Genomic DNA, 24,638 nt, shown 5'->3' with positions numbered 1-24,638 from the left:
ACGAGGGGCGTGGGTCAGTCCCAGCCGGCGCCGTCGGTGGAGGGGTCGGTCGGGGCCACGTCCCAGCCGGCGCCGTCGGAGCCGTCGTTCGTCGTGGTGGGGGCCACGTCCCAGCCGGCGCCGTCGGAGCCGTCGTTCGTCGTGGTGGGGGCCACGTCCCAGCCGGCGCCGTCGGAGCCGTCGTTCGTCGTGGTGGGCGCCACGTCCCAGCCCGCGCCGTCGATGGAGGAGGCGAGGACGACGGTCGGGGCCACGTCCCAGCCCGCGCCGTCCGTGGAGTCGGTGGGCGCGGTGGGGGCCGTGTCCCAGCCCGCTCCGGCGAGGGCGGGGACGGCGCCGGCGCCCAGGGTCGAGGTGGCACCCAGTCCGATCACGGCGACGAGTGCGGCGGTGGCGAGACGCATCGAGGTACGCGAAACAGACATGGCTCTCCCCTGGCGATGACGGTGGCTTTTTTGTCGGCCGGCGGCCTCGGTGGCCGTTCCCGGTGTCCCGGGGGCTTGTCGCCCTTCCGGTGTTCATGAGTCTGTCCGAGCTCACCCAGGGTGTGGAAGGGATCACCGGTGGCAGGAAACGCGTCCGGCACCCACCTGCCTGGAGATGCCGAAGGGCCGGTTCGCCCGCGCATGGCGCGCGCATGAACCGGCCCTCGGGGAAGGGGTGTTGCCGAGGCCGCTCAGCCTGCGGCGAGCAGCTGGGGTGAGGGGTCCAGTGCCTGGCAGAGCACGCTCATGCTCTCCGGGGCGATCCGGTAGTAGGTCTGGCGCCCGCGCTTCTCGCGCTCCAGGAACCCGGCCTCGTACAGCACCCGCAGGTGGTGCGTGACGGTCGGCTGGGTGAGGCCGAGGGGCTCGGTGAGGTCGCAGGTGCACGCCTCGCCGCTCGGCTGGGTGCGGATCAGGCCGAGCAGGCGCAGGCGGGTGGCGTCGGCGACCACCTTCAGGGCGGTCGCGAGATCGTCGGCGGCCTCGGGCGTGAGCGGGCCGGCGAGCACGGGGGAGCAGCACAGCTCCGAGATCGACGTGGGCATACCGGACTCAACGATGGCCGTCTATGAATTGTTCCCGAGATGCATTGACAGTCATCTATGGGTTCCGGCAGAGTCTGACCCATCGACAGCCGTCTATGAATTGCTGGAGCCCCCCGTGATCGACACCGTCCTCGACGTTCTGTGGCGCACCGCCCAGGATGTCGGCCACTCCCTCTCCGCCAACTGGCCGTTCCTGCTGATCAGTGTGGTCCTGGCCTCGGCCATCCCCGTCTACGTCGGAGCGGACCGCCTGTCGGCGTGGATGCGGCGCAAGACCGCGGTCGCGGTGCTCGGTGCGATCGTCCTGGCGACCCTCACCCCCTTCTGCTCCTGCGGCACGACCGCGGTGGTGCTCGGGGCGCTCGCCTCCAGCGTGCCGTGGGCCCCGGTGGTCACCTTCATGGTGGCCTCGCCGCTGACCAGCCCCGAGGAGTACGTGCTGTCCACCGGGCTCTTCGGCTTCGACTTCGCCACCACCTTCTTCGTGGCCGCGATGGTCCTCGGCGTCTTCGCCGGTGTCGTCACCTGGCTGATCGAGAAGACCGGCTGGCTGGAGGGCCAGGCGCGTCTCACCGCCAACCAGGCGGAGGAGAAGGCGTCCGAGAGCTGCTGCAGTGGCGAGGAGGACCCCGAGGGCTCCGGAGGTGGCGTCTCGGCCGGTGGTGGTGTCCCCGCCGGTGGCGGCGGTCTGGCCCGTACGGCCCTGCTCACCCGCCCGGTCGTCACGAAGCCCGCCCCCGCCCCCGCCCCGGCCGGCGTCGTGGAGCGCCTGAAGCTGAAGGAGTTCGGAGAGGAGCTGAAGGTCAACGTCAAGCGCCTCGCCCTCTACTTCCTGGGCTTCGCCACCCTCGGCTTCCTGCTCATCAACTCGATCCCCACGCACTACCTCACCGGGTTCCTCGGCGACGGCAACATCTTCGCGGTCCCGGTCGCCGCCCTCATCGGCATCCCGGTCTACCTGAACTCCGACGGCTCGCTCCCGCTCGTCGCCACCCTGATGCAGGGCGGCATGGGCCCGGGCCCGGCGCTCGCCTTCCTCATGACCGGCGCGGGCACCAGCATCGGCGCCATCAGCGGCATGCTCCTCATCGCCCGCTGGCGCGTCGTCGCCCTGGTCGTGGGCATCCTCTTCACCGGTGCGATCGTCCTCGGCTACACGGCCCCCATCTGGCTCTGACCCTCGCGTGCCGTCACTCGGCGGCACCGTGGACACCACCAGCACATGCAAGACGGCAACGGCCCGCCCCCCAGGCTCGGGGGCGGGCCGCAGCCGTTCTTTCGCGTCCTCAGCAGCGCGAAGGCGTACGGGCTGTGCTCCGCATGCCCGCCAGTGGGCCCATCAGGTGCTCGATCCGCTCCGGGCGGACGAAGTAGTAGACCTCGTTCGCGCGCCGTTCCGAGGCGAGGATGCCGGCCTCGCGCAGCTTGCGGAGGTGGTGGCTGATGGTCGGTCCGGTCAGCTCGAACTCGGCGGCGATCTCGCCCACGCACACCTCGCCCGCCGGGCAACAGGCCACGATGCTGGCGATCCGCAGGCGCACCGGATCCGCCAGTGCCTTGAACATGACCGACAGCTCCTCCGCCTGATCCGGTGTCATGGGGGCGGAGCAGCACGATCCGGACGGCGTCTCGGTGGTCAAGGGCTCGATCATGCGGCCCAATGTGGCCGATGGCGACGGGTCGCGTCCAGAGTCGACCGCTTCCCGGACCGGCACGGTCGATCCATTGACTCTCATCTATGGATCGCGTCATACTCATCCCATAGATAACCGTCTATGAATCGAGGTCGCGTCATGTCGTCTCTTCTCGCCTCCCTCCGCCGGCTGAGCGCCGCCCGCCGCCCCTCGCGCCCGGCCGACGTGCGGTTCTGCGACGGCTGCGTGGAGGTCGTCGACCGGGGCGCCCGGGCGGCGGCCCTCCGGCGTGGCCACGAGGCCACGCTCACCCACCTCGCCGTCCGCCTCTGACCCGTAGGGAACCCCAGTGAACCCGCTCCGTCCCTCCGCGCGCGCCGCCGCCGTCCCGCCCTCGGCCACCGCCGCGCTCGATGCCCACGCCAAGGCGCTCGTCGCCGCGGGTGCCGACGTCATCAACCTGACCAGCGGCGAACCGGCGTTCCCGACCGTCGAACCCGCCGCGCGCGCGGCGGAGCAGGCCATCGCCGAGGACTTCACCCGCTACACCCCGGCGGCGGGAGTCCCCGAACTCCGCGCGGCGATCGCCGCCCACCTCAACCGCCACGGCACGGCGTACGAGGCGTCCCGGGTCGTCGTGACGGCCGGCGCCAAGCAGGCCCTCCACCACGCCTTCACCGCCCTGCTCGACCCGGGCGACGAGGTGCTCGTCCCGGCCCCGTACTGGGTCAGCTACCCCCACCTCATCGCCCTGGCCGGCGGAACCCTGATCCCCGTCCGGCCCGCCCCCGGCGCCGGCCTGAAGGTCACGCCCGAACAGGTGCGGGAGGCGATCACCGACCGCACGCGGGTCCTGCTCCTCAACAGCCCCGCCAACCCCTCCGGCGTCGTCTACAGCCGCTACGAACTGGCCGCCCTGGCCGAAGTGGCCGTGGAGCACGACCTCGTCATCGTCAGCGACGAGATCTGCGAGCACTGGGTCTTCGGCGACGCCCGCTTCGCCTCCGTGGCGGCGCTGGGCGCCGAGATCGCCGCCCGCACCGTCACCGTCGGCGGCGTCTCCAAGACCTTCGCCATGACCGGCTGGCGCATCGGCTGGCTCGCCGCCTCGGCCGAACTGGCCTCCACCGTCACGGCCCTGCAGAGCCACACCGCCTCGGCCCCGTCCTCCATCGCCCAGCGGGCGGCCCTCGGCGCGCTGACGGCCGACCTCGGCGCCGAACTGGAGCGCCGCCGCTCCGCGCTCGACGCCCGCCGCCTCGCGACCGTCAAGGCGATCGGCGACGTCCCCGGCCTGCGGGTCGACGGCGACCCCGAGGGCGCCTTCTTCCTCCTCGCCGACGTCACCGGCCTGTACGGGAAGGCATGCGCCGGCCGTACCGTCACCTCGGCCGCCGACTTCGCCGCACTCCTCTTGGCCGAGGCTCAGGTGGCGGTCGTCCCCGGCGCCGACTTCGCGGCTCCGGACCACGTCCGCATCTCGTACACGGTGCCGCCCGAGCAACTCGACGAGGCGCTCGGACGTCTGGCGGGGTTCGTGGGCGCGCTGTCCTGAGACAGGAGCTCTCGCCGCGACTCCCTGGGGGCGTCGACCGTGACGGTCGGCGCCCTCGGACGCACCGGCCGCCGATGCCGCCTCCCGGAAGCGACCGCTCTGCCACCTCTGCGTCCCGTCGAAGAGCGACATCGGCTCGCTGAGCTGCTTCTCGGTGCTGACGCCGGCGGTTCAGAAAGGTGCTGTTCTCCGACACGGAACAGGGGGACGCCAGGCGGGAAGGACCCGATCCACGATCTGCTCGACCACCTGCGCGCTCGCGATGATCTCGTCGCCGGAGCCGCGGGTCTCCAGGGGGAAGCCGATCACGTCGGGGACGGACGGCGAGTGCGTCGTCGTCGGCGTCGGACACCTGGCGATCTCGGATCGCGCCCCGACGACATCGTCGGCCATGCCGCCCTCATGCGACGGGCCGCTGACAGAAGGGGCGGGCTTCGCTCACGCCTCGGCCGCGGTCGGGCTCAACAACTGCCCCATCGCCGCCAGAACCCCCGGCTCCACCCGGTAGTACACCCAGGTCCCGCGCCGCTCGGAGGTGAGCAGGCCGGCCTCCTTCAGCTTCTTCAGGTGGTGGGAGACCGTGGGCTGGGAGACGCCGACGTCGGAGATGTCGCACACGCACGCCTCGCCGCCCTCGTGCGAGGCCACCGCAGAGAACAGACGCAGCCGTACGGGGTCGCCGAGCGCCTTGAACATGAGGGCGGTCCGCTCGGCCTCCTCGGCCGTCAGAGGTCGCTCGGTGAGCGGCGGGCAGCACGGTTCGACGGTGGGCTCAAGCAGCGGCAACACCTTCACGTTCGGCATACGTCTATGTTGACATACGTCGAAGCAAAGGTCGCGGGGTCGGGAAGGGCGCAGCTCGCGCGCCGGACGGACGGCGGCACGCCGGGCGTCGCGGCCGACTCCACGGGGAGACGCGGACGACAGGCCGCGCTGCCACGCGTCGACGTGACGACGGGTCCGTCGACGCGGGTGAACAAGGGGCGCCGGTCCGGCCGGCCGGCGGCGGGGGCTGCGCGGTAGCGGCCGCCGTCGACGACCGCCACCGTCGCCGGATGCCGTGGGTAGCGCCGAGCGGCGCCGTGTCCAAGCCGGTGGCCGCGAGCCGGAAGGGCAGGTCCCCTCCGAGCGGCCGCTGCGGGAACCAGCGCACCGGAGCCCGGCTCGCCTGGCCTACCCGCGCCACCTCCGCGAGCTCGACCGCCACCCGTACCGCCGATTTCTCCGCGCCCACCACCACGACGCGCTGCCCCGCGAACGGGGCCGGGGCGCGGTGCTCCGAGACGTGCAGCGCCGCGCCGGTGAAGGTGTCGAGCCCGGGCGGCGCGGGCCGCTTCGGGCGGCCGAAGCCGCCGGTGGCGGCGACCACCGCGCCGGCGCCCGGTGTCCGTCCGCTGTCGAGGTCGAGCGCGGACCCCTCCCCGGCCGGGCGGACCGCGGTGACGCGGTGACCGGTGCGGAGGTCGGCGCCCGGGCGCTCGGCGTAGCGCGTCAGGTAGGCCACTCCTTCGTCCCGGGGCGGGTAGCGGTCCGGGTCGCCTCGTCGCCTCCGAAGGGCGACCCCGGAAGCGAGCTGCACCGGGCGGGCGAGAACGGGGTGAGACCGCCCGGCTCCGATGACGGCGACGTCGACGTGCTCCATGAGCACACCCAATTTGATGTATGTCTATGTTGACGCCCATCGATATCCGATGCATCCTGAGGGCGCAAGAGATCGACGGACGTCGAAACACAAGGGGACTCGTCATGAACGCCACCGCCACCGAGCATCTGCCCGTCGTGGTCATCGGGGCCGGCCCCGTGGGCCTGGCCGCCGCCGCCCACCTCGTCGACCGCGGCCTGGAACCCCTGGTCCTGGAGGCCGGCGCGCGGGCGGGCGCGGCGGTGCGCGAGTGGGCGCACGTCCGGCTCTTCTCGCCCTGGAGCGAGGTCACCGACCCGGCGGCGGAGAAGCTGCTGGCCCCCACCGGCTGGGTGAAGCCGGACCAGGCCGCGTATCCCACCGGCGGCGACTGGGCCGACCGCTACCTCCAGCCGCTCGCCGACGTCCTCGGCGACCGCGTCCGCACCGGCGCCCGCGTCACCGGCGTCTCCCGCGCAGGCCGGGACCGGATCGTCGACGCCGACCGCGACGCCCAGCCGTTCGCCGTCCACGTCACGTACGCCGACGGGCGCGAGGAGCGGATCACCGCCCGCGCCGTCCTCGACGCCTCCGGCACCTGGACCCTCCCCAGCCCCGCCGGCGCCGACGGCCTCCCGGCCCTCGGCGAACGCGCCGCCGCCGACCGCATCTCGTACCGCGTGCCCGACCTCGCCGACCCCGCCGTCCGCACCCGGTACGTGGGCAGGCGCACCGCCGTCATCGGCTCCGGCGCCTCCGCCTTCACCGCACTCGCCTCCCTCGCCGCACTCGCCCGCGACGAGGAGGACGGGACGAAGGCGCTCTGGATCCTCCGCCGCGGTCTGTCCGGCGCCACCTTCGGCGGCGGCAGCGCCGACCAGCTCCCCGCCCGCGGCGCCCTCGGCCTCGCCGCCAAGGCCGCCGTGGACGAGGGCCACGCCGACGCCGTCACCGGCTTCCGCACGCAGGCGATCGAGCGCGACGGCGACGGACGTCTCGTCCTCGTGGCGGAGGACGGCCGCCGCCTCGACCCCGTCGACGAGGTCGTCGTCCTCACCGGCCTCCGCCCCGACCTGTCCTTCCTCGACGAACTCCGCCTCGGCCTCGACGACCGCCTCCAGGCCCCCACCGCCCTCGCCCCGCTCATCGACCCCAACCAGCACTCCTGCGGCACCGTCTACCCCCACGGCCACCGCGAACTCGCCCACCCCGAACAGGGCGTGTACCTCGTCGGCATGAAGTCCTACGGCCGCGCCCCGACCTTCCTCGCCCTCACCGGCTACGAGCAGGTCCGCTCCGTCGCCGCCGCCCTCGCCGGCGACCACGACTCCGCCGACCGCGTCGAACTCACCCTCCCCGAGACCGGCGTCTGCGGCGGCTCCGGCCTCTACGACACCCCCGCCCCCCAGTCCGACGCCGCCGCCGGCTGCTGCGCCCCGCCGCCGGCGCCGCACCTCGTACAGCTCGGCGGCCCCGCCGCTCTCCCCCTCGCCACCGAGCAGCCCGCGGGGGGATGCTGCGGCTCGTGACCAGCCTCGACACCCCGCCGCACGGGGCCGCGACCGACTCGAAGGAGCGGTCGCGGCCGCGCGCCGTCCTGCCCGCGCTCTGCCTCACGCAGATCACCGGCTGGGGCATCGTCTACTACGCCTTCCCGGTCCTGAACCCGCAGATCACCGCCGCCACCCGCTGGTCCGCGGCGACGACCATGGCCGCGTTCTCACTCGCCCTCGTCGTCTCCGGCGTCGCGGGCATCGGCGTCGGCCGGGTCATCGACCGGCACGGCCCCCGCACGATCATGACGGCGGGATCGGCGACCGGCGTGCTGGGCTTGGTCGTCATCGCCCTCGCCCCGAACCCGGCGGTGTTCTTCGCCGGCTGGATCCTGGCCGGACTCTCCATGTCCGCCACCTTCTACCAGCCCGCCTTCGCGGCCCTCACCCGCTGGTGGGCCCCCGACCACGTCCGCGCGCTCGTCATCGTCACGCTCGCGGGTGGCCTCGCCTCCACCGTCTTCGCCCCGCTCGCGGCCGTTCTCGCGGATCACCTGACCTGGCGGTCCACCTACCTCGTCCTCGCCGCGATCCTGGCGGTCGTCACGATTCCCGCCCACGCCCTCGCCCTGCGCGCGCCGTGGCCGGCGGCCACGCCCGCGCCGGAGACGGTCACCGCCACGCCCCGGGCGATCATCCGCAGCCGTCCGTTCCTCCTCCTCGGACTCGCCCTCACCCTGTCGGCGTTCGCGATGTACGCCGTCGTCGTGACCCTCGTCCCCCTCCTCGTGGAACGCGGCTACACCACGGCCCAGGCCGCCTGGGTCCTCGGCCTCGGCGGCGCCGGCCAGACCCTGGGCCGCACCCTCTACGCCCCGTTGGCCCGCCGCGCCGGCGCCACCACCCGCACGGCCACCCTCATCGCCCTCGGCAGCCTGACCACCGCGGCCCTCGCCCTCACCCCGGGCCCGTACGGACTCCTGGTCGCCCTCTCCGTCGCCGCCGGCATGGTCCGGGGCAACCTCACCCTCCTCCAGGCCACCGCCGTCACCGACCGCTGGGGCACCCGCCACTACGGTCGCCTCTCCGGCCTCCTCGGCGCCCCCGCGATGACCGCCTCCGCCCTGGCCCCCTTCGCGGCGGCCGTCCTCGCACCCTCCCTCGGCGGCCACCCCGCGTTGTTCCTCACCCTGGCCGCCATGGCCGGTGCTGCCGCCGTCATCGCCACCGGCGCGTCGGTCCGGAGGGACGAGCCGTCGACCGCCGTTCAGGGACTGCCACTTCATAAGGAGGCGCGGACAGACCGCGGCCTCCGCACAAGCGATCGTCCGTCGGCAGAAGACCAACCCTGACCAGCAAAAAGGACCCTCCCGAAGGAGGGTCCCTGTCTTGCGCCCCCGGCAGGACTCGAACCTGCGGCCAAGTGCTTAGAAGGCACCTGCTCTATCCGCTGAGCTACGGGGGCCGGTGGTGGCCTCGGGCCTGGTGGCCCTGGTGGGTGGGGTGGGGCTGCCGGGACAAGGATAGGGGTCCTGGCGGCTCGGGCCCGGTGCTTCACCTGCGTGGCACGATGTGGAGGTTCGGTGAAGCGAACCGATAATCGCAGGCAGGTGCGATTCGCGCAGCGCTTTTCACGCCGCTCGGGGCGGGTGTTGTGCACTCGTTATGCCCGGGCTTCCGGCCGGCCTCCCCTTCTTCGGCGCGCAGGGCCGCCATACGCTTCAAAAACGCTCATAAATTGGGCATTCTTCGCATGTGGTGACCTTGGACGAACGGCCTCAGCTGATCGACGCACTCTCGGCCCTGCGCGACCGAGTCGCGGCCGTGCGTCTTCCCCTCCCGCTTCCGGACGTGCCGCGCGCCCGGCAGACCCGGGCCGAGCTGCTCGCGCAGCTCGACGACTACCTGGTGCCCCGGCTGAAGGACCCGGACGCGCCGCTGCTCGCCGTCGTCGGAGGATCGACCGGGGCCGGGAAGTCCACGCTCGTGAACTCGCTCGTCGGGCGCCGGGTCAGCGAGGCCGGGGTGCTGCGGCCGACCACCCGGACGCCGGTGCTCGTCTGCCACCCCGAGGACCAGCACTGGTTCGCCGGACTGCGGGTGCTGCCCCAGCTCACCCGGGTCTGGCTGCCGCAGGCCGACGAGGAGCACCCCGCGGAGCCGGGCGACGCCGAGGACAACGCGCTGCGCGTCGAGACCGCGGCCACCCTGCCGCGCGGGCTGGCCCTCCTCGACGCCCCCGACATCGACTCCCTCGTCGTCGAGAACCGGCTGCTCGCCGCCGAGTTGATCTGCGCCGCCGACATCTGGGTGATGGTCACCACCGCGTCCCGGTACGCCGACGCCGTGCCCTGGCACCTGCTCCGTACCGCCAAGGAGTACGACGCCACCCTCGTCACCGTCCTCGACCGGGTGCCCCACCAGGTGATCGGCGAGGTCTCCCGGCAGTTCGAGGCGCTGCTCGACAAGGCGGGGCTCGGCGACGTGCCGCGGTTCACCATCCCCGAGCTGCCCGAGTCGACCGGCGGCGGCAGCGGGCTGCTGCCGGAGAGCGCCGTCGCCGCGCTGCGGGGGTGGCTCGCGCACCGGGCCGAGGACCCCGCCGCGCGCCAGCAGGCCGTCTCCCGTACCGCCTCCGGGGTGATCGACTCCCTCGACACCCGGCTCCCCGAGCTCGCCGGCGCCGTCGCCGCGCAGTACGCCGCCGCCGTACGCCTCGGCGGCGCCGTCGAGGCCGCCTACGGCCGGCAGGCGGCGCGGGTGCGGAAGGAGCTCGGGAAGGGGGCCGTGCTCGCCGGGGACGCCCGGGCCCGCTGGCGCGCCTATCCGCGCGACAGCACCGCCGACGAACTCCTCGACGCCCTCACCGAGTCGCTCGCCGCCCTCCTCCACTGCGCCGTCTCCGCCGCCGAGGAGGCGATCCGGGACGTCCACCGCCGCGAGCCCGCCGCCGCCGCCCTCCGGGCCGTCACCGACGGAGACCGGGAGGTCGCCGAGCGGATCGGCCTGGAGGTGCGCCGCTGGCGGCGGGTCCTGGAGGAGCTGGCCGAGGACGAGGTGCGGTCCGTGGAGAAGCCCGCCGGACGCGGGGCCGCCCGCGTCGCCGTGCCCGACGCCGAGACCGTCGCCGCCCTGCTCGCCGCCTCCCTCCTCGGCGGCCGGCGCGCCCGCCCGGCCGGCGAGCGGCTCGCCGAACTCCTCGGCGCCCAGGCCGCCCTGCGCCTGCGCGACAAGGGCGGCGACCTGGTCCTCACCCACGTCGACCGCGTCCTGCACGCCGAGCGCGACCGCCGCCTGGCACCCCTCGACGCCCTCGACGTCACCCCCGAGCCGCAGGCGGAGCTGATCGCCGCGCTCTCCGTACTGCAGAAGGAGAAGTGACGTGGCCGAGAAGCCGGTCAGGACGGAGAAGAAGCAGGAGAAGGAGAAGGGGAAGGACGGGGAACGGCGGTGGGACGACGGGCTGATCGCCCGGCGGGCCGCCGAGCGGGCCGCCCCCGAGGAGCCGCCCGCCGAAGGGACCGGCGCCGGGGAGGGGTCCGAGGACGCCGGGGGCTTCGGCGGGACCTACGGCGGCGGGCTGCGGACCCGGCTCGACGCCCTCCACGAGCTCGTCGGACTCTCCCGCACCCGGGTCGAGACCGACGCCCTCGCCGAGGCCGGCCGGGTGCTCGACGAGGCCGCCGCCCGGCAGCGGCTCTCCTCACGGCACACCGTCGTCGCCCTCGCCGGCGCCACCGGCAGCGGCAAGTCCACCCTCTTCAACGCGCTCGCCGGCGTCGCCGTCTCCGAGACCGGGCTGCGCCGGCCGACCACCTCCGCGCCGCTCGCCCTCACCTGGTCGGAGGGGGCAGCGGGGCTCCTCGACCGGCTCGGGGTGCCCGGGCGGCTGCGGCGGCGGCCCCTCGCGGGCGGCGCCGCCGACGCCGACCTCGCGCCGCTCGTCCTCATCGACCTGCCCGACCACGACTCGGCCCTCACCGCCCACCGCGACCAGGTGGACCGGGCGCTCGGCCTGGTCGACGCGGTGATCTGGGTGGTCGATCCGGAGAAGTACGCCGACGCCGCCCTCCACGAGCGGTACCTGCGGCCGCTCGCCGGGCACGCCGAGGTGACCTTCGTGGTGCTCAACCAGGTGGACCGGCTCGGCGCCGAGGCCACCGAGCTCGTCCTCGACGATCTGCGCCGGCTCCTCGACGAGGACGGCATGGCCCTCGGCGAGCACGGCGAGCCCGGCGCCACCGTGCTGCCCGTCTCCGCCCTCACCGGCGAGGGCGTACCCGAACTGCGCGAACTCCTCGCCCGGTTCGTCCAGGAACGCACCGCGCCCGAGCGCCGCATCGCCGCCGACATCGACGCCGCCGCGGCCAGGCTGCGGCCCTCGTACGTCGCCGACGGGCGGTCGGGTCTGGGGGAGCGGAGCCGCGAGGAGTTCGCGGGCCGGCTCGCCGTCGCGGTCGGCGCCCAGGCGGCCGGCGAGGCCGCCGAGCGGGTCTGGCGGCGGGGCGCGATCCGCGCCTGCGGCTCGCCCTGGCTGCGGCTGCACCGCTGGTACGAGCGGAAGCGCTGGCACGGCTCCACCGATCCGCGGCTCGCGGTGCCCGCCGAGGACGAGCTGACCGCCCGGCAGCGCGTCGAGCAGGCGGTGCGGATCGTGGCCGACGAGGCGTCCCGGGGGCTGCCCGCGCCCTGGGCCCTGGCCGTGCGGGAGGCGGCGACGCGCGGCGCGGAGGGGCTGCCCGAGGCGCTGGACGAGCTGACGGTCACCCTCGGCGACCCGGCCGCCCGGCCGCCGCGCCCCGCCTGGTGGCCGGCCGCGGTCCTCGTCCAGGCCCTGATGACGCTCCTCCAGCTCTTCGGCGCGCTCTGGCTGGTCGGCCAGATCGTGGGCGTGGTGGAGCCGGGGCTGCTGCCCCCGGTCCTGATCATGCTGGGCGGGATCGTCGGTGGTCCGCTGGTCGAATGGGCCTGCGAGAGCGCCGTGAAGGGACCGGCGCGGCGGTACGGGCAGGAGGCCGAACGCAAGCTGGCGGAAGCGGCGGCCGCCTGTGGCCGGGCCCGCGTCCTCGACCCCGTCTCGGCCGAGCTGCTGCGGTACCGGGAGGTGCGCGAGCAGTACGCGAGGGTGGCCGGGCCCCGGCCCTCGCCGCGGATCGTCGGCGCGGGCGGCCGCGGAACCGGACCCCGGCTGGGCGCCACCCGGGCCGGCGCGCGGCTCCGGTAGGGCCCCGGCTCCGGCAGGCCCGCCGGCCCGTCGGCCGGTGACTCCCACCGGGGCCGTCAAGCCCCCGCAGGAGTGTCCGAGTTGTCCACAGCCCGTCGGTCGTCCACAGACGCCGGCGGGCTTTCCGCGTGGTCGCCAGCATGGTGGCAGCAGGATGCGACCGGGAGGGGCTCGGAGATGAACGACACGACGGTGACGCTGGTGGGGAACGTGGCGACGGCGGTGGAGTACCGGGACACGGTGGCGGGCTCGGTGGCCCGCTTCCGGTTCGCGGTGACGGCCCGGAGGTGGGACCGCGAGCGGGCGGCCTGGACCGACGGCGCCACCAGCTTCTACACGGTCTCGGCCTGGCGCGCGCTCGGGGCCAACCTGGCCGCCTCGGTCTCGGTGGGCGAACCGCTGGTGGTGCACGGCCGGCTGAAGGTCCGTGAGGACGAGCGGGACGGACAGCGCAAGACCTTCGTCGACATCGACGCCGTCGCCGTCGGCCACGACCTGACCCGGGGCACCTCGGCCTTCCGGCGGACCGTGCGGACCGAACCGGGGTCCGGGGCGCAGGCTCCTCCGGGCGTCGGCGAGGGCGACTTGACGGATCGTGAGGCGCCGCCGGGACTCGTTCCGGCCGACGGAAAAGACCCCTGGACGGCCGCCACGCACCGGTTGGTAACCGCCCCCTGACCTTGTGTCGTGGGGATTTGTCGACCAACTCGCCAGCGATATAACGATTCCGAGACGGAATGGTTATCTCGTCGTATGACCGGGGACCGGGGTCTTCCGCCTCCCTAGGATTCCGAATACTCATGAGGCACGTGAGCCCATCGAGTCAGTGAGTGCGCTGGCGAGCGCTCCCCCCACGCGAATCGACCACGTTCGCGGAGCCGCTCGCCCGGAGGGGAAATCCATGTTTTCAGTTCGTCGGCCTGGCGCCGCACGCCTCGCCGCAGCGACGCTGGTCGCCGGTCTCGTCGCGTCCGCCTCGATAGCCACCGCCGGTACGGCCTTCGCCGACGGGGGTGCCACGGCGAAGCTCGGCGGTCTGACCGACGAGGTCGGCAAGATCAGGATCACCGAGAAGGACGGCGACGAGTTCACCGAGACCGGTGGCCTCTTCACGATGCAGGTCGAGGGTGGCGGAAACCTCTTCACCTACTGCATCGACCTCTACACCCTCGCGAAGACCGAGTACGACTACAAGGAAGTCGGCTGGGACGAGTCCTCGCTCCACAACAACCCGGACGCCGGCAAGATCCTCTGGATCCTGACCCACGGCTACCCGGAGCAGAAGCTCGAGGACCTGAACGCGAAGATCGGCGCCACGCTCACCAAGGGTGACGCCGCCGCCGGTACGCAGGCCGCGATCTGGACCCTCTCCGACGGCGTCAAGGCGACCCCGCTCGACGAGGACGCCAAGAAGCTGACCGAGTACCTCCTGAAGGAGGCGGTCCAGCTCGACGAGCCGACCGCGTCCCTCTCCCTGGCGCCCGCCTCGGTGAACGGCAAGCCCGGTGAGAAGCTCGGCCCGATCACCGTCACCAGCAACAAGAAGGAGGGCACCTCGGTCGCCCTCAGCCCGGGCGCCCCCGAGGGCGTCAAGGTCGTGGACGAGGCCGGCAAGCCGGTCACCACCGCCGGCGACGGCAGCAAGCTCTTCTTCGACGTCCCCGCCGGCACCGCCGACGGCGCCGCCGAGCTGACCGCCTCCCTCACCACCGAGGTCCCCCTGGGCCGCGCCTTCGTCTCCATCGACGGCCCGTCCCAGACCCTGATCCTGGCCGGCTCCAGCGCCTCCACCGTCACCGCCAAGGCCGGTGCGACCTGGGCGAAGACCGGTCCCGTCCCGGCCGTCACGGTCGCCAAGGACTGCGCCGAGGGCGGCCTGGAGATCGTCGCCTCCAACAGCGGCGACGAGCCCTGGACCTTCGACCTGAAGGGCACCTCGTACACGGTCGGCGCGGGCGAGACCAAGACGATCGCCCTCCCGATCGGCGAGGACGAGGCGTACAACTTCACCATCACCGGCCCGAACGGCTTCTCGGAGACCTTCGAGGGCGTCCTCGACTGCAAGACCGCCCCGAGCCCGGAGCCGTCCACCGGCACCCCGTCGGAGACCCCCTCCGGCACCCCGTCGGCCGGCACCCCGTCCGAGACCCCCTCGGCGAGCCCGTCCACCCCGGCGCCCAGCACCACCACGGACGCCTCCACCGGCACCACCGGCACGACCGGCACCACCGGCGGTGACCTGGCCGAGACCGGCAGCTCCAACGCCACCCCGATGATCGCCGGCATCGCCGTCGCGCTCGTCCTGGTCGGCGGCGGCGCGGTGTTCTTCCTCCGCAAGAAGAAGGCCGCCGGTCAGTAAGCAGGTGAAAGCGTGACGTCACGGGGTGCTCCCACCCCGTGACGGACGGCCCCGGACGCGACCCGCGTCCGGGGCCGTCGCGCTTCCCCGGGCCCGAAGAGCGCCGCCGGGGACTACTGGTTTCCGCCTGAGGGCGGTGGTGCGGCAAGATGGGTGTATCTGCCCACTCACTCCTTGCCGGACGGTTTCCTTTGGCTGAGTACATCTACACGATGCGCAAGACGCGCAAGGCGCACGGCGACAAGGTCATCCTCGATGACGTGACGCTGAGCTTCCTGCCCGGTGCGAAGATCGGTGTGGTCGGCCCGAACGGTGCCGGTAAGTCCACCGTTCTGAAGATCATGGCCGGTCTGGAGCAGCCGTCCAACGGCGACGCCTTCCTGACCCCCGGCTACTCGGTCGGCATCCTCATGCAGGAGCCGAAGCTCGACGAGTCCAAGACCGTCCTCCAGAACGTCGAGGACGGCGTCGCGGAGATCAAGGGCAAGCTCGACCGGTTCAACGCCATCGCCGAGGAGATGGCCACGAACTACACGGACGCGCTCATGGAGGAGATGGGCAAGCTCCAGGAGGACCTGGACCACGCCGAGGCGTGGGACCTGGACGCCCAGCTGGAGCAGGCCATGGACGCCCTGGGCTGCCCGCCCGGCGACTGGCCGGTCAACAACCTCTCCGGTGGCGAGAAGCGCCGCGTGGCGCTCTGCAAGCTCCTCCTGGAGGCCCCCGACCTGCTGCTCCTCGACGAGCCCACCAACCACCTCGACGCCGAGTCGGTGAACTGGCTGGAGCAGCACCTCGCCAAGTACAAGGGCACCGTCGTGGCCATCACCCACGACCGGTACTTCCTCGACAACGTGGCCGAGTGGATCCTGGAGCTCGACCGCGGCCGCGCCCACCCGTACGAGGGCAACTACTCGACCTACCTCCAGAAGAAGGCCGAGCGCCTCAAGGTCGAGGGTAAGAAGGACGAGAAGCGCGCCAAGCGCCTCAAGGAAGAGCTCGAGTGGGTGCGGTCCAACGCCAAGGGGCGTCAGGCCAAGTCCAAGGCGCGTCTCGCCCGCTACGAGGAGATGGCGGCCGAGGCCGAGAAGATGCGGAAGCTGGACTTCGAGGAGATCCAGATCCCGCCGGGCCCGCGCCTGGGCTCCGTCGTCGTCGAGGTCAACAACCTCTCGAAGGCGTTCGGCGAGAAGGTCCTCATCGACGACCTCTCCTTCACCCTGCCCCGCAACGGCATCGTCGGCATCATCGGCCCGAACGGCGCCGGCAAGACCACGCTGTTCAAGATGATCCAGGGCCTGGAGAAGCCGGACTCCGGCGACATCAAGATCGGCGAGACGGTCAAGATCTCCTACGTCGACCAGGGCCGCGCCAACATCGACCCGAAGAAGACCCTCTGGGCCGTCGTCTCGGACGAGCTGGACTACATCAACGTCGGCCAGGTCGAGATGCCGTCCCGCGCCTACGTCTCCGCGTTCGGCTTCAAGGGCCCGGACCAGCAGAAGCCGGCCGGCGTGCTCTCCGGCGGTGAGCGCAACCGCCTCAACCTGGCGCTCACCCTCAAGCAGGGCGGCAACCTGCTGCTCCTCGACGAGCCCACCAACGACCTCGACGTCGAGACCCTCTCCTCGCTGGAGAACGCGCTCCTCGACTTCCCCGGCTGCGCCGTGGTCGTCTCCCACGACCGCTGGTTCCTCGACCGAGTGGCCACGCACATCCTGGCGTACGAGGGCGACTCCAAGTGGTTCTGGTTCGAGGGCAACTTCGAGTCGTACGAGAAGAACAAGGTCGAGCGGCTCGGCCCGGACGCCACCCGTCCGCACCGCGCCACCCACAAGAAGCTCACCCGGGGCTGAGGTCGTCGTGGCGAGGCACATCTACAGCTGTCCCCTCCGCTGGTCGGACATGGACGCCTTCGGGCACGTCAACAACGTGGTCTTCCTCCGCTACCTGGAGGAGGCCCGGATCGACTTCATGTTCCGGCTGGCGCCCGGGGACGGCAGCCCGTCGTTCTCCGGCGGCTCCGTGGTGGCCCGCCACGAGATCGACTACCTGCGCCCGCTGGTCCACCGGCACGAGCCGGTGACCATCGAGTCGTGGGTCACGAAGATCGGCGCGGCCTCGCTGACGATCGCGTACGAGATCAAGGACCCGGACGTGACCTACGTCCGGGCGTCCACGGTCGTCGTGCCGTTCGACCTGGAGGCGCAGCGCCCGCGCCGGATCTCCGAGGAGGAGCGCAGCTTCCTCCAGGAGTACGTCGACGACGGGATGACGTCCCGCGCATGATGGTGCTCGCCCCGCTGCACTTCGCCGACCCCAGGGAGGCGGCGGCCCTCGCCGCCTTCCTGACCCGGCTCGTGCACTACGACCGCGCCGCCGCCGTCCGCCTCCAGGCCGGGGGCGGCGCGCTCGCCGTGTTCGGACGCCCGCCGTCCTTCGAGGTGCTCGCGATCCGCACCGCCCGGCTGGTGGACGCCGTCGACCTCGACATCACCGTCTCCGCCGGGGAACTCCTCGACGGCATCGAGGAGACGGCCGGCAAGGCCGTCGTCCCCGCCGCCGTCACCGGCCCGCCGTGGGCCGGCGTCCTCCCGCCGCGGACCGGCTGGCGGCCCGTCGAGGGCCTGCCCGCCGCCGCCGAACTGCGCGGGGCGGTCGCCGCGGCCGTCGCCGAGTTCCGCCGCCGCGACGAGGAACTGCCCGAGGAGCGGCGCACCCGCGCCGAGCGCGACCGCATCGGCCGCGCGATCTGGTCCCGCACCCTCGGCGCCACCGGCCTGCCGCTGCGGGCCGTGCACGCCGCCCAGTCGCTGGGCTTCCTGCCCCCGCAGGACCTGCCGGTCGCCCTGATGGCCGCCGGACCCTGGCTGCGGCTGCGCACCCCGTACGGCTCCGTCGCCCTGCGCACGGCCCCCGCCGCGCTCACGGTCACCCCGGCCGGCCAGGGCTAGGCCGGCCTCCGCCCCGGCTTCCTCAGCCCTCCGCGTCGTCCGGCCACACCCCGATGTGGTCCTGCTCCAGCTCCAGCGCCACCCGGTGCTCCATGTTCAGCGCCTTGGTGTAGTCCGCCGGCAGCTGGAGCCGGCCCGCGCGGTCGAGCATCGCGTACTCCCGCGCCACCAGCGACTCCCGGCCCGCCTCGTCGACCTCGGTGCGGCGCAGCACCTCGGAGGACGTCCGGCCGTCGCGGATCGCGACCGTGCGGCGCACCTCGGTGGCGACGGCCTGGTCGTGGGTGACGATGACGATCGTCGTGCCCAGCTCCTCGTTGGCCCGGCGGAAGGAGGCGAAGACCTGCTCACCGGTGGCCGAGTCCAGCTCGCCGGTCGGCTCGTCGGCGAGGAGGACCTTCGGGTCGTTGGCGAGGGCGACGGCGATCGCGACCCGCTGCTGCTGGCCGCCGGAGAGCTGGTGCGGCCGCCGGTCCCGGCAGTGGGCGATGTCCATCATCGTGAGCAGTTCCTCGGCCCGCTCGGCCCGCTTCTTCCTGCTGCCGGCCAACTGCATGGGCAGCGCCACGTTCTGGGCCGCCGTCAGGTAGGGCAGGAGGTTGCGGGCGGTCTGCTGCCAGACGAAGCCGACCACCTCGCGCCGGTAGCGCAGCCGGTCCTTGCCGGTCATCGCGAGCAGGTCGCAGCCGCCGACCCGGGCCGCGCCGGCGGTCGGCACGTCCAGGCCGGCCAGGATGTTCATCAGGGTCGACTTGCCCGAGCCGGAGGCCCCGACCAGGGCCATCAACTCGCCCTGCTTGACCAGCAGGTCGAGGCCCTGGAGCGCCTGCACCTCCACCCCGTCGGTGGTGAAGATCCGCACCAGGCGGTCGCAGGCGATCAGCGCGTCGTGGCCGTACGAGGGCCGGTCGCGGTGCGCGTTCGCCCGCCGCTCCAGCTCCTCCAGCGTCGCGTTCGCGGTCGTCGTCATCGTGCGTCTCCTGCCCTGAGTTCCTTCACCGAGCTCTTCCGCCCCGTCCACCACGCCTGGACGCCCGCCGCCGCCCCCGTCAGGAGGATCACGGCCAGCGCCGGCACCACCAGCGACCACGGGTCGGCCCGCAGCGCGACGCCACCGGGCCCCACGCCGTCCGCCGCCGTCGCCAGCGCCAGCCGGTGCAGGTCGACGCCGGGCGCGAGCAGCGGCACCGTCGCCCAGCCGGCGAGCGCCCCGCCGAGCGCGGCGAAGACGGCCGGCGGCAGCGCCTCCAGACCGAGCAGCCGGCGCCCCTGCCGCCGGGTCAGGCCCATCGTCCGCAGCCGGGCGAGGAGCGTGGCCCGCTCGGGCCCGCTCCGCGTCAGCGACAGCAGCACGGCGACCACCGCGTAGCCGGCGCCCGCCCCGATCGCCGCCGTGTAGAGCCCCTCGGCGCCGGACTGGAGCGGCGAGTCCACGTAGGAGCCGCGCGCCTCGGAGCTGAGCGTCACCTGGAAGTCCGGGGACTTCGAGGCGACGGCCGCACGCAACGCGGCGCCGTCGACGTCACCGCCGACCAGCACGGTGGTCAGCCGCAGGTTGGTGATGTCGGCGGCGTTGACCACGAGGAAGTCCTCGCCGCGGACGGCCGGGGTGGAGTCCCGTACCGCGACGACCTTCACCCGGAAGGCGCCGGCCGCGGCGTTCAGCCGCTGCGGCTGGTCGCCGAGCCGGGCGGCGACCTCGGGGGAGGCGAGTGCCGGCAGCACCCGCTCGGTGTCGCCGACGGCCTCCCGGCCGCCCTTCCCGGTCGAGGCGAGCAGCTCCGCGGGGAAGGCTCCGTTCCCGGTCCGCCGCGCGAGCCGCGCGTATGCGGCGGGGTCGACGGCGATGAGCGGGGCGCTCATCGGCCGGTCGGTGGAGACCGGGGACGGCAGCGACAGCCCGTACTCGATCTGTACGGGCTGCGCCTCGCGGACGCCCTTCGCGGAGCGCACCGCCTCGGTGAGCCCGGCCGGCAGCGGGATGCCCTCGGTGCGGCCCTCGATCCGGGCGTCGGAGCCGGTGGCGAGCAGCGCGGCCCGGTCGCGGGCGTCGGCGACCCCGGCGAGGACGGAGCCGCCGAAGGCGGCCGTGGTCAGCGCGAGGACGAGGGCGAGCAGCGGCAGCACCCCGGTCGCCGAGGAGCGGGCGGCGCGGGCGATGGCCAGCGGTCCGACGACGCCGCGCATCCGGCGGGCCGGGCGGGCCAGCCAGCGCAGCGGCAGCGGCTGGATCCGTACCAGGAGGAGGGCGGCGATCACGCCGATGAACACCGGGGCGGCGCTGACCAGGTGGTCGCCGGCGTCGTCGGTGCCGCGCAGCCGCAGCGAGCCGATCGCGCCCGCCGCGAGGACCAGCAGGGTCAGTTCGGCGACGGTGCGGCGCCGGGACGGCTTGGCGTCCACCAGGTCCTCGCGTGCGCCGTGCAGCCGGGGCGCCCGGTGCCGCAGCACGGCCCGGACGGGCAGCACCAGGGCGGCGATCAGGGCCACCAGGACGGCGCCGAGGACCGAGGGGAGGAGCGGCGCGGAGCCGGTGAGGGACGGGGCGCCGGGGGTGTCGGGGCCGCGCACCAGGGCCACCGCCGCCGCCAGGCCGAGCGCGGCCGCCGGGACGGCGACGGCGGTGGTCTCGCCGAACAGCCGGAGGCCGATGCCGGGCAGGGAGGCGCCGCGGGCGCGGAGCAGGGTGAGTTCGCCGTCCCGGCGGCTGAGGAAGAGACCGCCGGTCATGGCGACGACGACGGCCGCGACGGCGCCGATGCCGAAGACGGCGACGGCGACGACGGGGGAGATGGCGGCCTTGGTCGCCGCGTAGGCCGCCATGATCTCGTCGAGGCCGGTGCTGAGCAGGCCGGTGTCGCCGGTGATCTCGCGGATCTTCGCCGAGGCGGGGCCGGTGCGGGCGGAGTCGACGGCGGCGGCGAGCGGTTCGGCGTCCCGCGCGGTGAGGTGGTCCGCGAGGGCGGGGAAGCGCCAGAAGACCTCGGGGGTGCCGGTGGTGGAGACGAGGGCGGAGCCCGACTCCGGGGCGACGAGGAGGCCGGCCCGCCAGTAGCGCTTCGGGTTCACCGGGTCGTCCGTCGTCGCGAGCACCGGCGTGGCCAGCAGCGGCTCCACCACCCAGTACGGCCGCCGCGGGTCGCGGGGCTCCACGATGCCGGTCACGGTGACGGCGACCGGCTCGGCGAAGACGCCGGGCACGTGCACGACGGAACCGGGCTTGAGGCCGAGGGTCTCGGCCATCGCCGTCGTCGCGACGGCCTCCGGGCGGAGCGGGTCGCCCTTGGCCATCCGGCCCTGCCGCAGGACCGCGTGGGCGGGGAGGTCCGAGGGCGAGGAGAGCAGGAACTGGACCGGCTCGTGGTCGGGCCGCGGCAGCCACGGGTCGAGGCCCTGGACCGGCACCGTGGTCCGGATCCCGTTCGCGGTCTGCTCCCGGTCGGTGCGCAGCGGTGCGGGCAGCAGCCCCCGCAGCGTCTCCTGGTCCTCGCGCAGGGCGGCGGGCGCCACCCGGGCGCCGTGCTTCAGCGGGTAGGTGATCTCCAGCTGGGACTGGTGGGCGGGGGCGGTACGGATGCCGTGCCGCAGCCCCTTCGTCTCGTACGCGTCCGTCACCCGCGGCAGCGCGGCGGCGAGCAGCGCGGTGACGAACACCAGCAGCGCCAGGCCGGCGGCGGCGCCGGGCGCGGCCCGCAGCCGGGTCCGCACCCAGGGCGCGACGGCCCGGGCACGGGGCTGCTCGGGCGCGGCCGCCACCCGGGCCTGGGCCTTCTCGGACTCGCCTGCGGGCTGCATCGGGCGGGACTCCTCGCGCGGGACGTCGGACATCAGTTGTCTCCCTGGTGGCGCAGGGACACCGCCGGGTCGTTGCGGCGCAGGGCGATGGCCGCGACGACCGCGAGCGGCAGGGCGGCGACTCCGGCGAGGAGCAGGGCCACCTCGCCGAGGGGCAGTTCGACCAGGACGGGCGGCACGGGCCGGGTGGCCCGGCCCGTGAGCACCACGAGCGGGACGACCACGCGGGCGAGCAGGGCGCCGAGGGCGAGGCCCACCAGCAGCCCCACCGCGATCAGGACGCCCTGTTCGGCGGCGAGGAGCCGGGCGAGCCGGCGGCGCGGCGCGCCCAGCGCCCGCAGGATGGCGAACTCGGCGGACCGTTCCCGTACGGAACCGGCCGAGCCGACCGCGAAGCCGACGGCGGCGAGCGCGGCGGCCGCGGCGGCCGCGGCCATGAGGGCGGTGTGGGGGCCGGCGCCGAGCGGGTCGCCGAGCAGTTCGGCGGCGATCGCGTCGCGGACGACGATCTCGCCGGGCTCCGCGTCGGCGCGTTCCCGCAGGGCCTTGGCGACGTCGTCCGCCCGGCCGGGTTCGGGGGTCAGCCACCACTCGGTGGGTGCCACCCGCGCGTCCGGGTCGGTGGTGGCGAGGTAGCCGTTGACCGCCGTCAGGTCGACGAGCACGCCGCCGCCGTCCTCCGGCAGCTGGGTGGCGGCCGCCGCGTCGGTGGTCCGGCCTCCGGAGCCGGTCGTCGGCAGGTCCTCCACGACCCGGCCGACGACGACGTAGAGCCGCCGGCCGTCGAGCGACAGCTCCAGGTGGTCGCCGGGCTTCGCCTTGGCCGCGGCCATGAACGCCTCGGAGGCGACGGCCGGCAGCAGGTGGTCCCGTCCGCGCTCGACGGGCGAGGTGAGCGGGGCGAGGAGCCGGGCGGCGGAGCCGTCGGCCAGGTCCTCGCGCAGCAGCATGCCGTCGGCGAGCCGGTCGGTGGCGACGGCCAGTACGGTCGCGGTGTGGCCCGCCAGGTCCATGGTGGACCGGTGGGCCGGCGCGACCTCCCGGACGCCGGGGACGGCGGCGAGCCGCGCGGCGCGCTCCGGGTCGCCGGGGCCGACGCCCAGCACCCGCACCGGCGCGCCGGCCCGGAAGTCGGCCTGGTCGTGCTGCGACCGCTCCCAGGAGTTGCTCTGGCCGATCGCCAGCATGCCCATCGCCACGGCCAGCACCAGCAGCAGCACGGGGCCGGCGCCGCGCAGCGGGCGGCGGCTGAACTGCCATCCGGCCAGCGCGGCCGACAGCCCCCGGCCGGCGGCGGCGCGCCGCTCGGCCAGCCGGGCGGCGGGCGGCAGCAGACGGAGCGTCAGGACCGTGCCGGCGAGCAGCGCCAGCGCGGGCGCGGCGACGAGCACCGGGTCGATCCCGGCGTCGTCGGCGGCGGCCTCCGGCGTCCGCTGGAGCTGCCACAGCGCGATGCCCGCGACGAGCAACAGCGCGATGTCCGCGCCCGCCCGCACCGGCCAGGGGAGGGTGCCGCCGCGGGCCTTGCGCAGCGAGACGGCGTCGCCGTCCCGGGCGCCGAGCGCGGGGGCGACGACCGCCGCCGCGCAGGCGAGGGCGACCGCGACGGAGACCAGCCAGACCGTCGCCGACGGCGAGGTGTCGAGCCGGACGCCGAGCGAGGAGAGCGCGGACCGCTCGGCGAAGAGCCGGGTCAGCGGGCCGGAGAGCAGCGGGGCGACGACGGCCGCGGGCAGCGCGAGGAGCAGCGCCTCGGCGGCGGCGAGGCCGGCGATCCGGCGCCGGGAGCCGCCGCGGGCGCGCAGCAGCGCGGTCTCGCCGGAGCGTTCGGTGCTGAGCAGGCGGGCGACGAGCAGCAGCGCGTAGGCGGCGAGCATCACCAGCTGGACGGCGACGATCAGGAGGGTGGAGCGGGAGACGGCGAGGGCGCGTTCGGTCTGCGCGAGGAGCGTCGGCAGGCCGGTGACCGCGTTGACCGTGGTGCCGAAGGTGGTGGTGTCGGCGGTGAGCCGCTGGGACTCCCGGGCCGCCGCCTCGCGCAGCGGCGCGATCCCGCCGGTGTCGAGGCCGGAGAAGTCGGCGGAGCCGACCCAGGCGGTCTCGCCGGCGACGACGGCGCCTGAGGCCAGCACCGAGGGGTCGGCGAGCAGCGGCCCGTACGTGGTGAAGGAGACGGTCTGCACGCCGCGGCCGCCGGCCGGGTCGAGCGCCCAGTAGGGGTCGGTGAGGTCGACCGGCGCGTAGACGCCGGTGATCCGGACCCGGAGGGTCTTCTCGGCGAGCCGGTCGGTGAGTACGAGGACCGCGCCGGTGCCGGTCCTGAGCCGTTTCGCCGCCTCCTGCGGCAGAGCGGCCTCCAGGACGTCGCCGGGGCGGCCGGCCTTCGGCCAGGCGCCGTCGACGAGGGTGAGCCGGGAGCGGTCGAGCGCCGCGAAGCGGGTCAGGTCGGGGTCGCCCCCGCGGGCCGCGGGCGGCTGGAGCGAGCGCGGCAGCGCGTACGACCCCGAGCTCTCCAGGCGCCGGACGGTGACGGGCAGTCCGTCGAAGGCGCGCCGGGCGGCGTCGTGGACGGCCTGCTCGGCGGCGGACCGGTGGTCGGCCGGTATCTGCCCGGAGACGGTCAGGGTCGCGGCGCCCGCGGAGCGCTCACGCAGGCCGGCCTGGAGCGCCGCGTTCCCGATGGAGCCGGAGAAGCCGGTGAGGGCGGCGAGGACCGTCGTGGTCAGGACGACGGCGAGCAGTGCCGCGCCGAGCAGCAGCCGGTGTGCCCTGACGCGCAGAAGTACGAACCCCGTCACCCATCCCCCTGGCCGCTCCACGCGCGTCCGCATGCCGCCGAACGCCTGTCGAACTCTCGAAAACGTTCTGGGAATGCTTTCATCGGCCACCGGTCGCTGGAAACCGCTTGCGCATCGACCTTGATGGGATCGTGACCGTTATTCGGTCATCCGTCCCCGGAATGTGTTCATCCGG

Annotated in this window: 21 protein-coding genes and 1 tRNA gene; 12 read left to right on the top strand and 10 right to left on the bottom strand. The window is 74.2% G+C overall.

Annotated features, from left to right (window positions below; all coding sequences use genetic code 11):
• Positions 1 to 14: 14 nt before the first annotated feature.
• Together ABFY03_RS13580 and ABFY03_RS13575 are read right to left on the bottom strand one after the other, a co-directional pair.
• Complete coding sequence (locus tag ABFY03_RS13580; RefSeq protein ID WP_346169997.1) at positions 15 to 425, bottom strand: hypothetical protein; 411 nt, start codon at positions 423 to 425, stop codon at positions 15 to 17.
• A gap of 251 nt (positions 426 to 676) precedes the next feature.
• Positions 677 to 1,030 carry an ArsR/SmtB family transcription factor gene (locus tag ABFY03_RS13575; RefSeq protein ID WP_319008437.1) on the bottom strand — a complete coding sequence of 118 codons (354 nt, stop codon included), beginning with the start codon at positions 1,028 to 1,030 and terminating at the stop codon, positions 677 to 679.
• A 115-nt stretch (positions 1,031 to 1,145) separates the two neighbouring features.
• Between ABFY03_RS13575 and ABFY03_RS13570 the strand changes: the two genes are divergently transcribed.
• Entirely contained in the window at positions 1,146 to 2,207 is a 1,062-nt protein-coding gene (locus ABFY03_RS13570; protein WP_346169996.1) for a permease, read from the top strand.
• 109 nt (positions 2,208 to 2,316) lie between these two features.
• Here ABFY03_RS13570 and ABFY03_RS13565 read toward each other — a convergent pair whose 3' ends face one another.
• Positions 2,317 to 2,682 (bottom strand): ArsR/SmtB family transcription factor, encoded by a 366-nt coding sequence (locus ABFY03_RS13565; protein WP_346169995.1) that lies wholly within the window; start codon positions 2,680 to 2,682, stop codon positions 2,317 to 2,319.
• Positions 2,683 to 2,823: 141 nt separating this feature from the next.
• On the opposite strand from ABFY03_RS13565, the gene ABFY03_RS13560 reads away from it, so the two are divergent.
• Both ABFY03_RS13560 and ABFY03_RS13555 read left to right on the top strand, forming a co-directional pair.
• On the top strand, positions 2,824 to 2,997 hold the full coding sequence (locus ABFY03_RS13560; RefSeq protein WP_319008434.1) for a hypothetical protein: 174 nt from the start codon (positions 2,824 to 2,826) through the stop codon (positions 2,995 to 2,997).
• Positions 2,998 to 3,013: 16 nt separating this feature from the next.
• Positions 3,014 to 4,219: a pyridoxal phosphate-dependent aminotransferase gene (locus tag ABFY03_RS13555; protein ID WP_319008433.1), complete on the top strand. Its 1,206-nt coding sequence runs from the start codon at positions 3,014 to 3,016 to the stop codon at positions 4,217 to 4,219.
• Positions 4,220 to 4,390: 171 nt separating this feature from the next.
• Here ABFY03_RS13555 and ABFY03_RS13550 read toward each other — a convergent pair whose 3' ends face one another.
• Genes ABFY03_RS13550 through ABFY03_RS13540 form a run of 3 tightly spaced genes read right to left on the bottom strand, consistent with a single transcriptional unit; the run spans position 4,391 to position 5,861 of the window.
• Positions 4,391 to 4,612: a hypothetical protein gene (locus ABFY03_RS13550; protein ID WP_346169994.1), complete on the bottom strand. Its 222-nt coding sequence runs from the start codon at positions 4,610 to 4,612 to the stop codon at positions 4,391 to 4,393.
• Positions 4,613 to 4,657: 45 nt separating this feature from the next.
• Complete coding sequence (locus ABFY03_RS13545; protein WP_346169993.1) at positions 4,658 to 5,023, bottom strand: ArsR/SmtB family transcription factor; 366 nt, start codon at positions 5,021 to 5,023, stop codon at positions 4,658 to 4,660.
• 4 nt (positions 5,024 to 5,027) lie between these two features.
• Positions 5,028 to 5,861, bottom strand: a complete 834-nt coding sequence (locus ABFY03_RS13540; protein WP_346169992.1) for an NAD(P)-binding domain-containing protein — start codon at positions 5,859 to 5,861, stop codon at positions 5,028 to 5,030.
• Between the two features lie 104 nt (positions 5,862 to 5,965).
• On the opposite strand from ABFY03_RS13540, the gene ABFY03_RS13535 reads away from it, so the two are divergent.
• A complete protein-coding gene (locus ABFY03_RS13535; protein WP_346169991.1) occupies positions 5,966 to 7,369 on the top strand; it encodes an NAD(P)-binding domain-containing protein in 1,404 nt (467 codons plus the stop codon).
• Positions 7,366 to 8,685, top strand: coding sequence for an MFS transporter (locus ABFY03_RS13530; RefSeq protein ID WP_386723578.1), 1,320 nt, complete (start codon positions 7,366 to 7,368; stop codon positions 8,683 to 8,685). The genes ABFY03_RS13535 and ABFY03_RS13530 overlap by 4 nt, the downstream gene beginning before the upstream one ends.
• A gap of 40 nt (positions 8,686 to 8,725) precedes the next feature.
• Here the strand turns inward: ABFY03_RS13530 and ABFY03_RS13525 are convergent.
• Positions 8,726 to 8,798, bottom strand: a tRNA-Arg gene (locus tag ABFY03_RS13525).
• Between the two features lie 299 nt (positions 8,799 to 9,097).
• On the opposite strand from ABFY03_RS13525, the gene ABFY03_RS13520 reads away from it, so the two are divergent.
• From ABFY03_RS13520 to ABFY03_RS13490, 7 genes are all read left to right on the top strand, one after another.
• Positions 9,098 to 10,714 carry a dynamin family protein gene (locus tag ABFY03_RS13520; protein WP_346169989.1) on the top strand — a complete coding sequence of 539 codons (1,617 nt, stop codon included), beginning with the start codon at positions 9,098 to 9,100 and terminating at the stop codon, positions 10,712 to 10,714.
• 1 nt (position 10,715) lies between these two features.
• Positions 10,716 to 12,557 (top strand): YfjP family GTPase, encoded by a 1,842-nt coding sequence (locus ABFY03_RS13515; protein WP_346169988.1) that lies wholly within the window; start codon positions 10,716 to 10,718, stop codon positions 12,555 to 12,557.
• A 177-nt stretch (positions 12,558 to 12,734) separates the two neighbouring features.
• Positions 12,735 to 13,235 (top strand): single-stranded DNA-binding protein, encoded by a 501-nt coding sequence (locus ABFY03_RS13510; RefSeq protein ID WP_319008422.1) that lies wholly within the window; start codon positions 12,735 to 12,737, stop codon positions 13,233 to 13,235.
• Positions 13,236 to 13,458: 223 nt separating this feature from the next.
• Positions 13,459 to 14,916: an LAETG motif-containing sortase-dependent surface protein gene (locus ABFY03_RS13505; RefSeq protein ID WP_319008421.1), complete on the top strand. Its 1,458-nt coding sequence runs from the start codon at positions 13,459 to 13,461 to the stop codon at positions 14,914 to 14,916.
• A 191-nt stretch (positions 14,917 to 15,107) separates the two neighbouring features.
• Complete coding sequence (gene ettA, locus ABFY03_RS13500) at positions 15,108 to 16,772, top strand: energy-dependent translational throttle protein EttA (RefSeq protein WP_319008420.1); 1,665 nt, start codon at positions 15,108 to 15,110, stop codon at positions 16,770 to 16,772.
• A gap of 7 nt (positions 16,773 to 16,779) precedes the next feature.
• Positions 16,780 to 17,205 carry an acyl-CoA thioesterase gene (locus ABFY03_RS13495; protein ID WP_319008419.1) on the top strand — a complete coding sequence of 142 codons (426 nt, stop codon included), beginning with the start codon at positions 16,780 to 16,782 and terminating at the stop codon, positions 17,203 to 17,205.
• Positions 17,202 to 17,870 carry a DUF8010 domain-containing protein gene (locus ABFY03_RS13490; RefSeq protein WP_319008418.1) on the top strand — a complete coding sequence of 223 codons (669 nt, stop codon included), beginning with the start codon at positions 17,202 to 17,204 and terminating at the stop codon, positions 17,868 to 17,870. Before ABFY03_RS13495 ends, ABFY03_RS13490 begins: the two co-directional genes overlap by 4 nt.
• 22 nt (positions 17,871 to 17,892) lie before the next feature.
• On the opposite strand, the gene ABFY03_RS13485 is transcribed toward ABFY03_RS13490, so the two are convergent.
• From ABFY03_RS13485 to ABFY03_RS13475, 3 genes are read right to left on the bottom strand one after another with little or no spacing between them, the layout of a single operon-like run.
• Positions 17,893 to 18,840 (bottom strand): ABC transporter ATP-binding protein, encoded by a 948-nt coding sequence (locus ABFY03_RS13485; protein ID WP_319008417.1) that lies wholly within the window; start codon positions 18,838 to 18,840, stop codon positions 17,893 to 17,895.
• Positions 18,837 to 21,698: an FtsX-like permease family protein gene (locus tag ABFY03_RS13480; RefSeq protein WP_346169987.1), complete on the bottom strand. Its 2,862-nt coding sequence runs from the start codon at positions 21,696 to 21,698 to the stop codon at positions 18,837 to 18,839. Before ABFY03_RS13480 ends, ABFY03_RS13485 begins: the two co-directional genes overlap by 4 nt.
• A complete protein-coding gene (locus ABFY03_RS13475; RefSeq protein ID WP_346169986.1) occupies positions 21,698 to 24,463 on the bottom strand; it encodes an FtsX-like permease family protein in 2,766 nt (921 codons plus the stop codon). The genes ABFY03_RS13480 and ABFY03_RS13475 overlap by 1 nt, the downstream gene beginning before the upstream one ends.
• Positions 24,464 to 24,638: the final 175 nt, after the last annotated feature.

The sequence above is a fragment of the Streptomyces roseofulvus genome (assembly GCF_039534915.1).
GTDB classification, from domain to species: domain Bacteria; phylum Actinomycetota; class Actinomycetes; order Streptomycetales; family Streptomycetaceae; genus Streptomyces; species Streptomyces roseofulvus.
The sequence above is the reverse complement of the archived record's forward strand: the minus strand, read 5'-3'. Positions and strand labels throughout refer to the sequence as shown.

Coding starts and splice junctions, on each gene's coding strand:
- ABFY03_RS13480 (WP_346169987.1), bottom strand. CDS start 21,698: ATGTCCGACGTCCCGCGCGAGGAGTCCCGCCCGATGCAGCCCGCAGGC.
- ABFY03_RS13550 (WP_346169994.1), bottom strand. CDS start 4,612: ATGGCCGACGATGTCGTCGGGGCGCGATCCGAGATCGCCAGGTGTCCG.
- ABFY03_RS13560 (WP_319008434.1), top strand. CDS start 2,824: ATGTCGTCTCTTCTCGCCTCCCTCCGCCGGCTGAGCGCCGCCCGCCGC.
- ABFY03_RS13535 (WP_346169991.1), top strand. CDS start 5,966: ATGAACGCCACCGCCACCGAGCATCTGCCCGTCGTGGTCATCGGGGCC.
- ABFY03_RS13575 (WP_319008437.1), bottom strand. CDS start 1,030: ATGCCCACGTCGATCTCGGAGCTGTGCTGCTCCCCCGTGCTCGCCGGC.
- ABFY03_RS13490 (WP_319008418.1), top strand. CDS start 17,202: ATGATGGTGCTCGCCCCGCTGCACTTCGCCGACCCCAGGGAGGCGGCG.
- ABFY03_RS13565 (WP_346169995.1), bottom strand. CDS start 2,682: ATGATCGAGCCCTTGACCACCGAGACGCCGTCCGGATCGTGCTGCTCC.
- ABFY03_RS13510 (WP_319008422.1), top strand. CDS start 12,735: ATGAACGACACGACGGTGACGCTGGTGGGGAACGTGGCGACGGCGGTG.
- ABFY03_RS13485 (WP_319008417.1), bottom strand. CDS start 18,840: ATGACGACGACCGCGAACGCGACGCTGGAGGAGCTGGAGCGGCGGGCG.
- ABFY03_RS13540 (WP_346169992.1), bottom strand. CDS start 5,861: ATGGAGCACGTCGACGTCGCCGTCATCGGAGCCGGGCGGTCTCACCCC.
- ABFY03_RS13580 (WP_346169997.1), bottom strand. CDS start 425: ATGTCTGTTTCGCGTACCTCGATGCGTCTCGCCACCGCCGCACTCGTC.
- ABFY03_RS13505 (WP_319008421.1), top strand. CDS start 13,459: ATGTTTTCAGTTCGTCGGCCTGGCGCCGCACGCCTCGCCGCAGCGACG.
- ABFY03_RS13545 (WP_346169993.1), bottom strand. CDS start 5,023: ATGCCGAACGTGAAGGTGTTGCCGCTGCTTGAGCCCACCGTCGAACCG.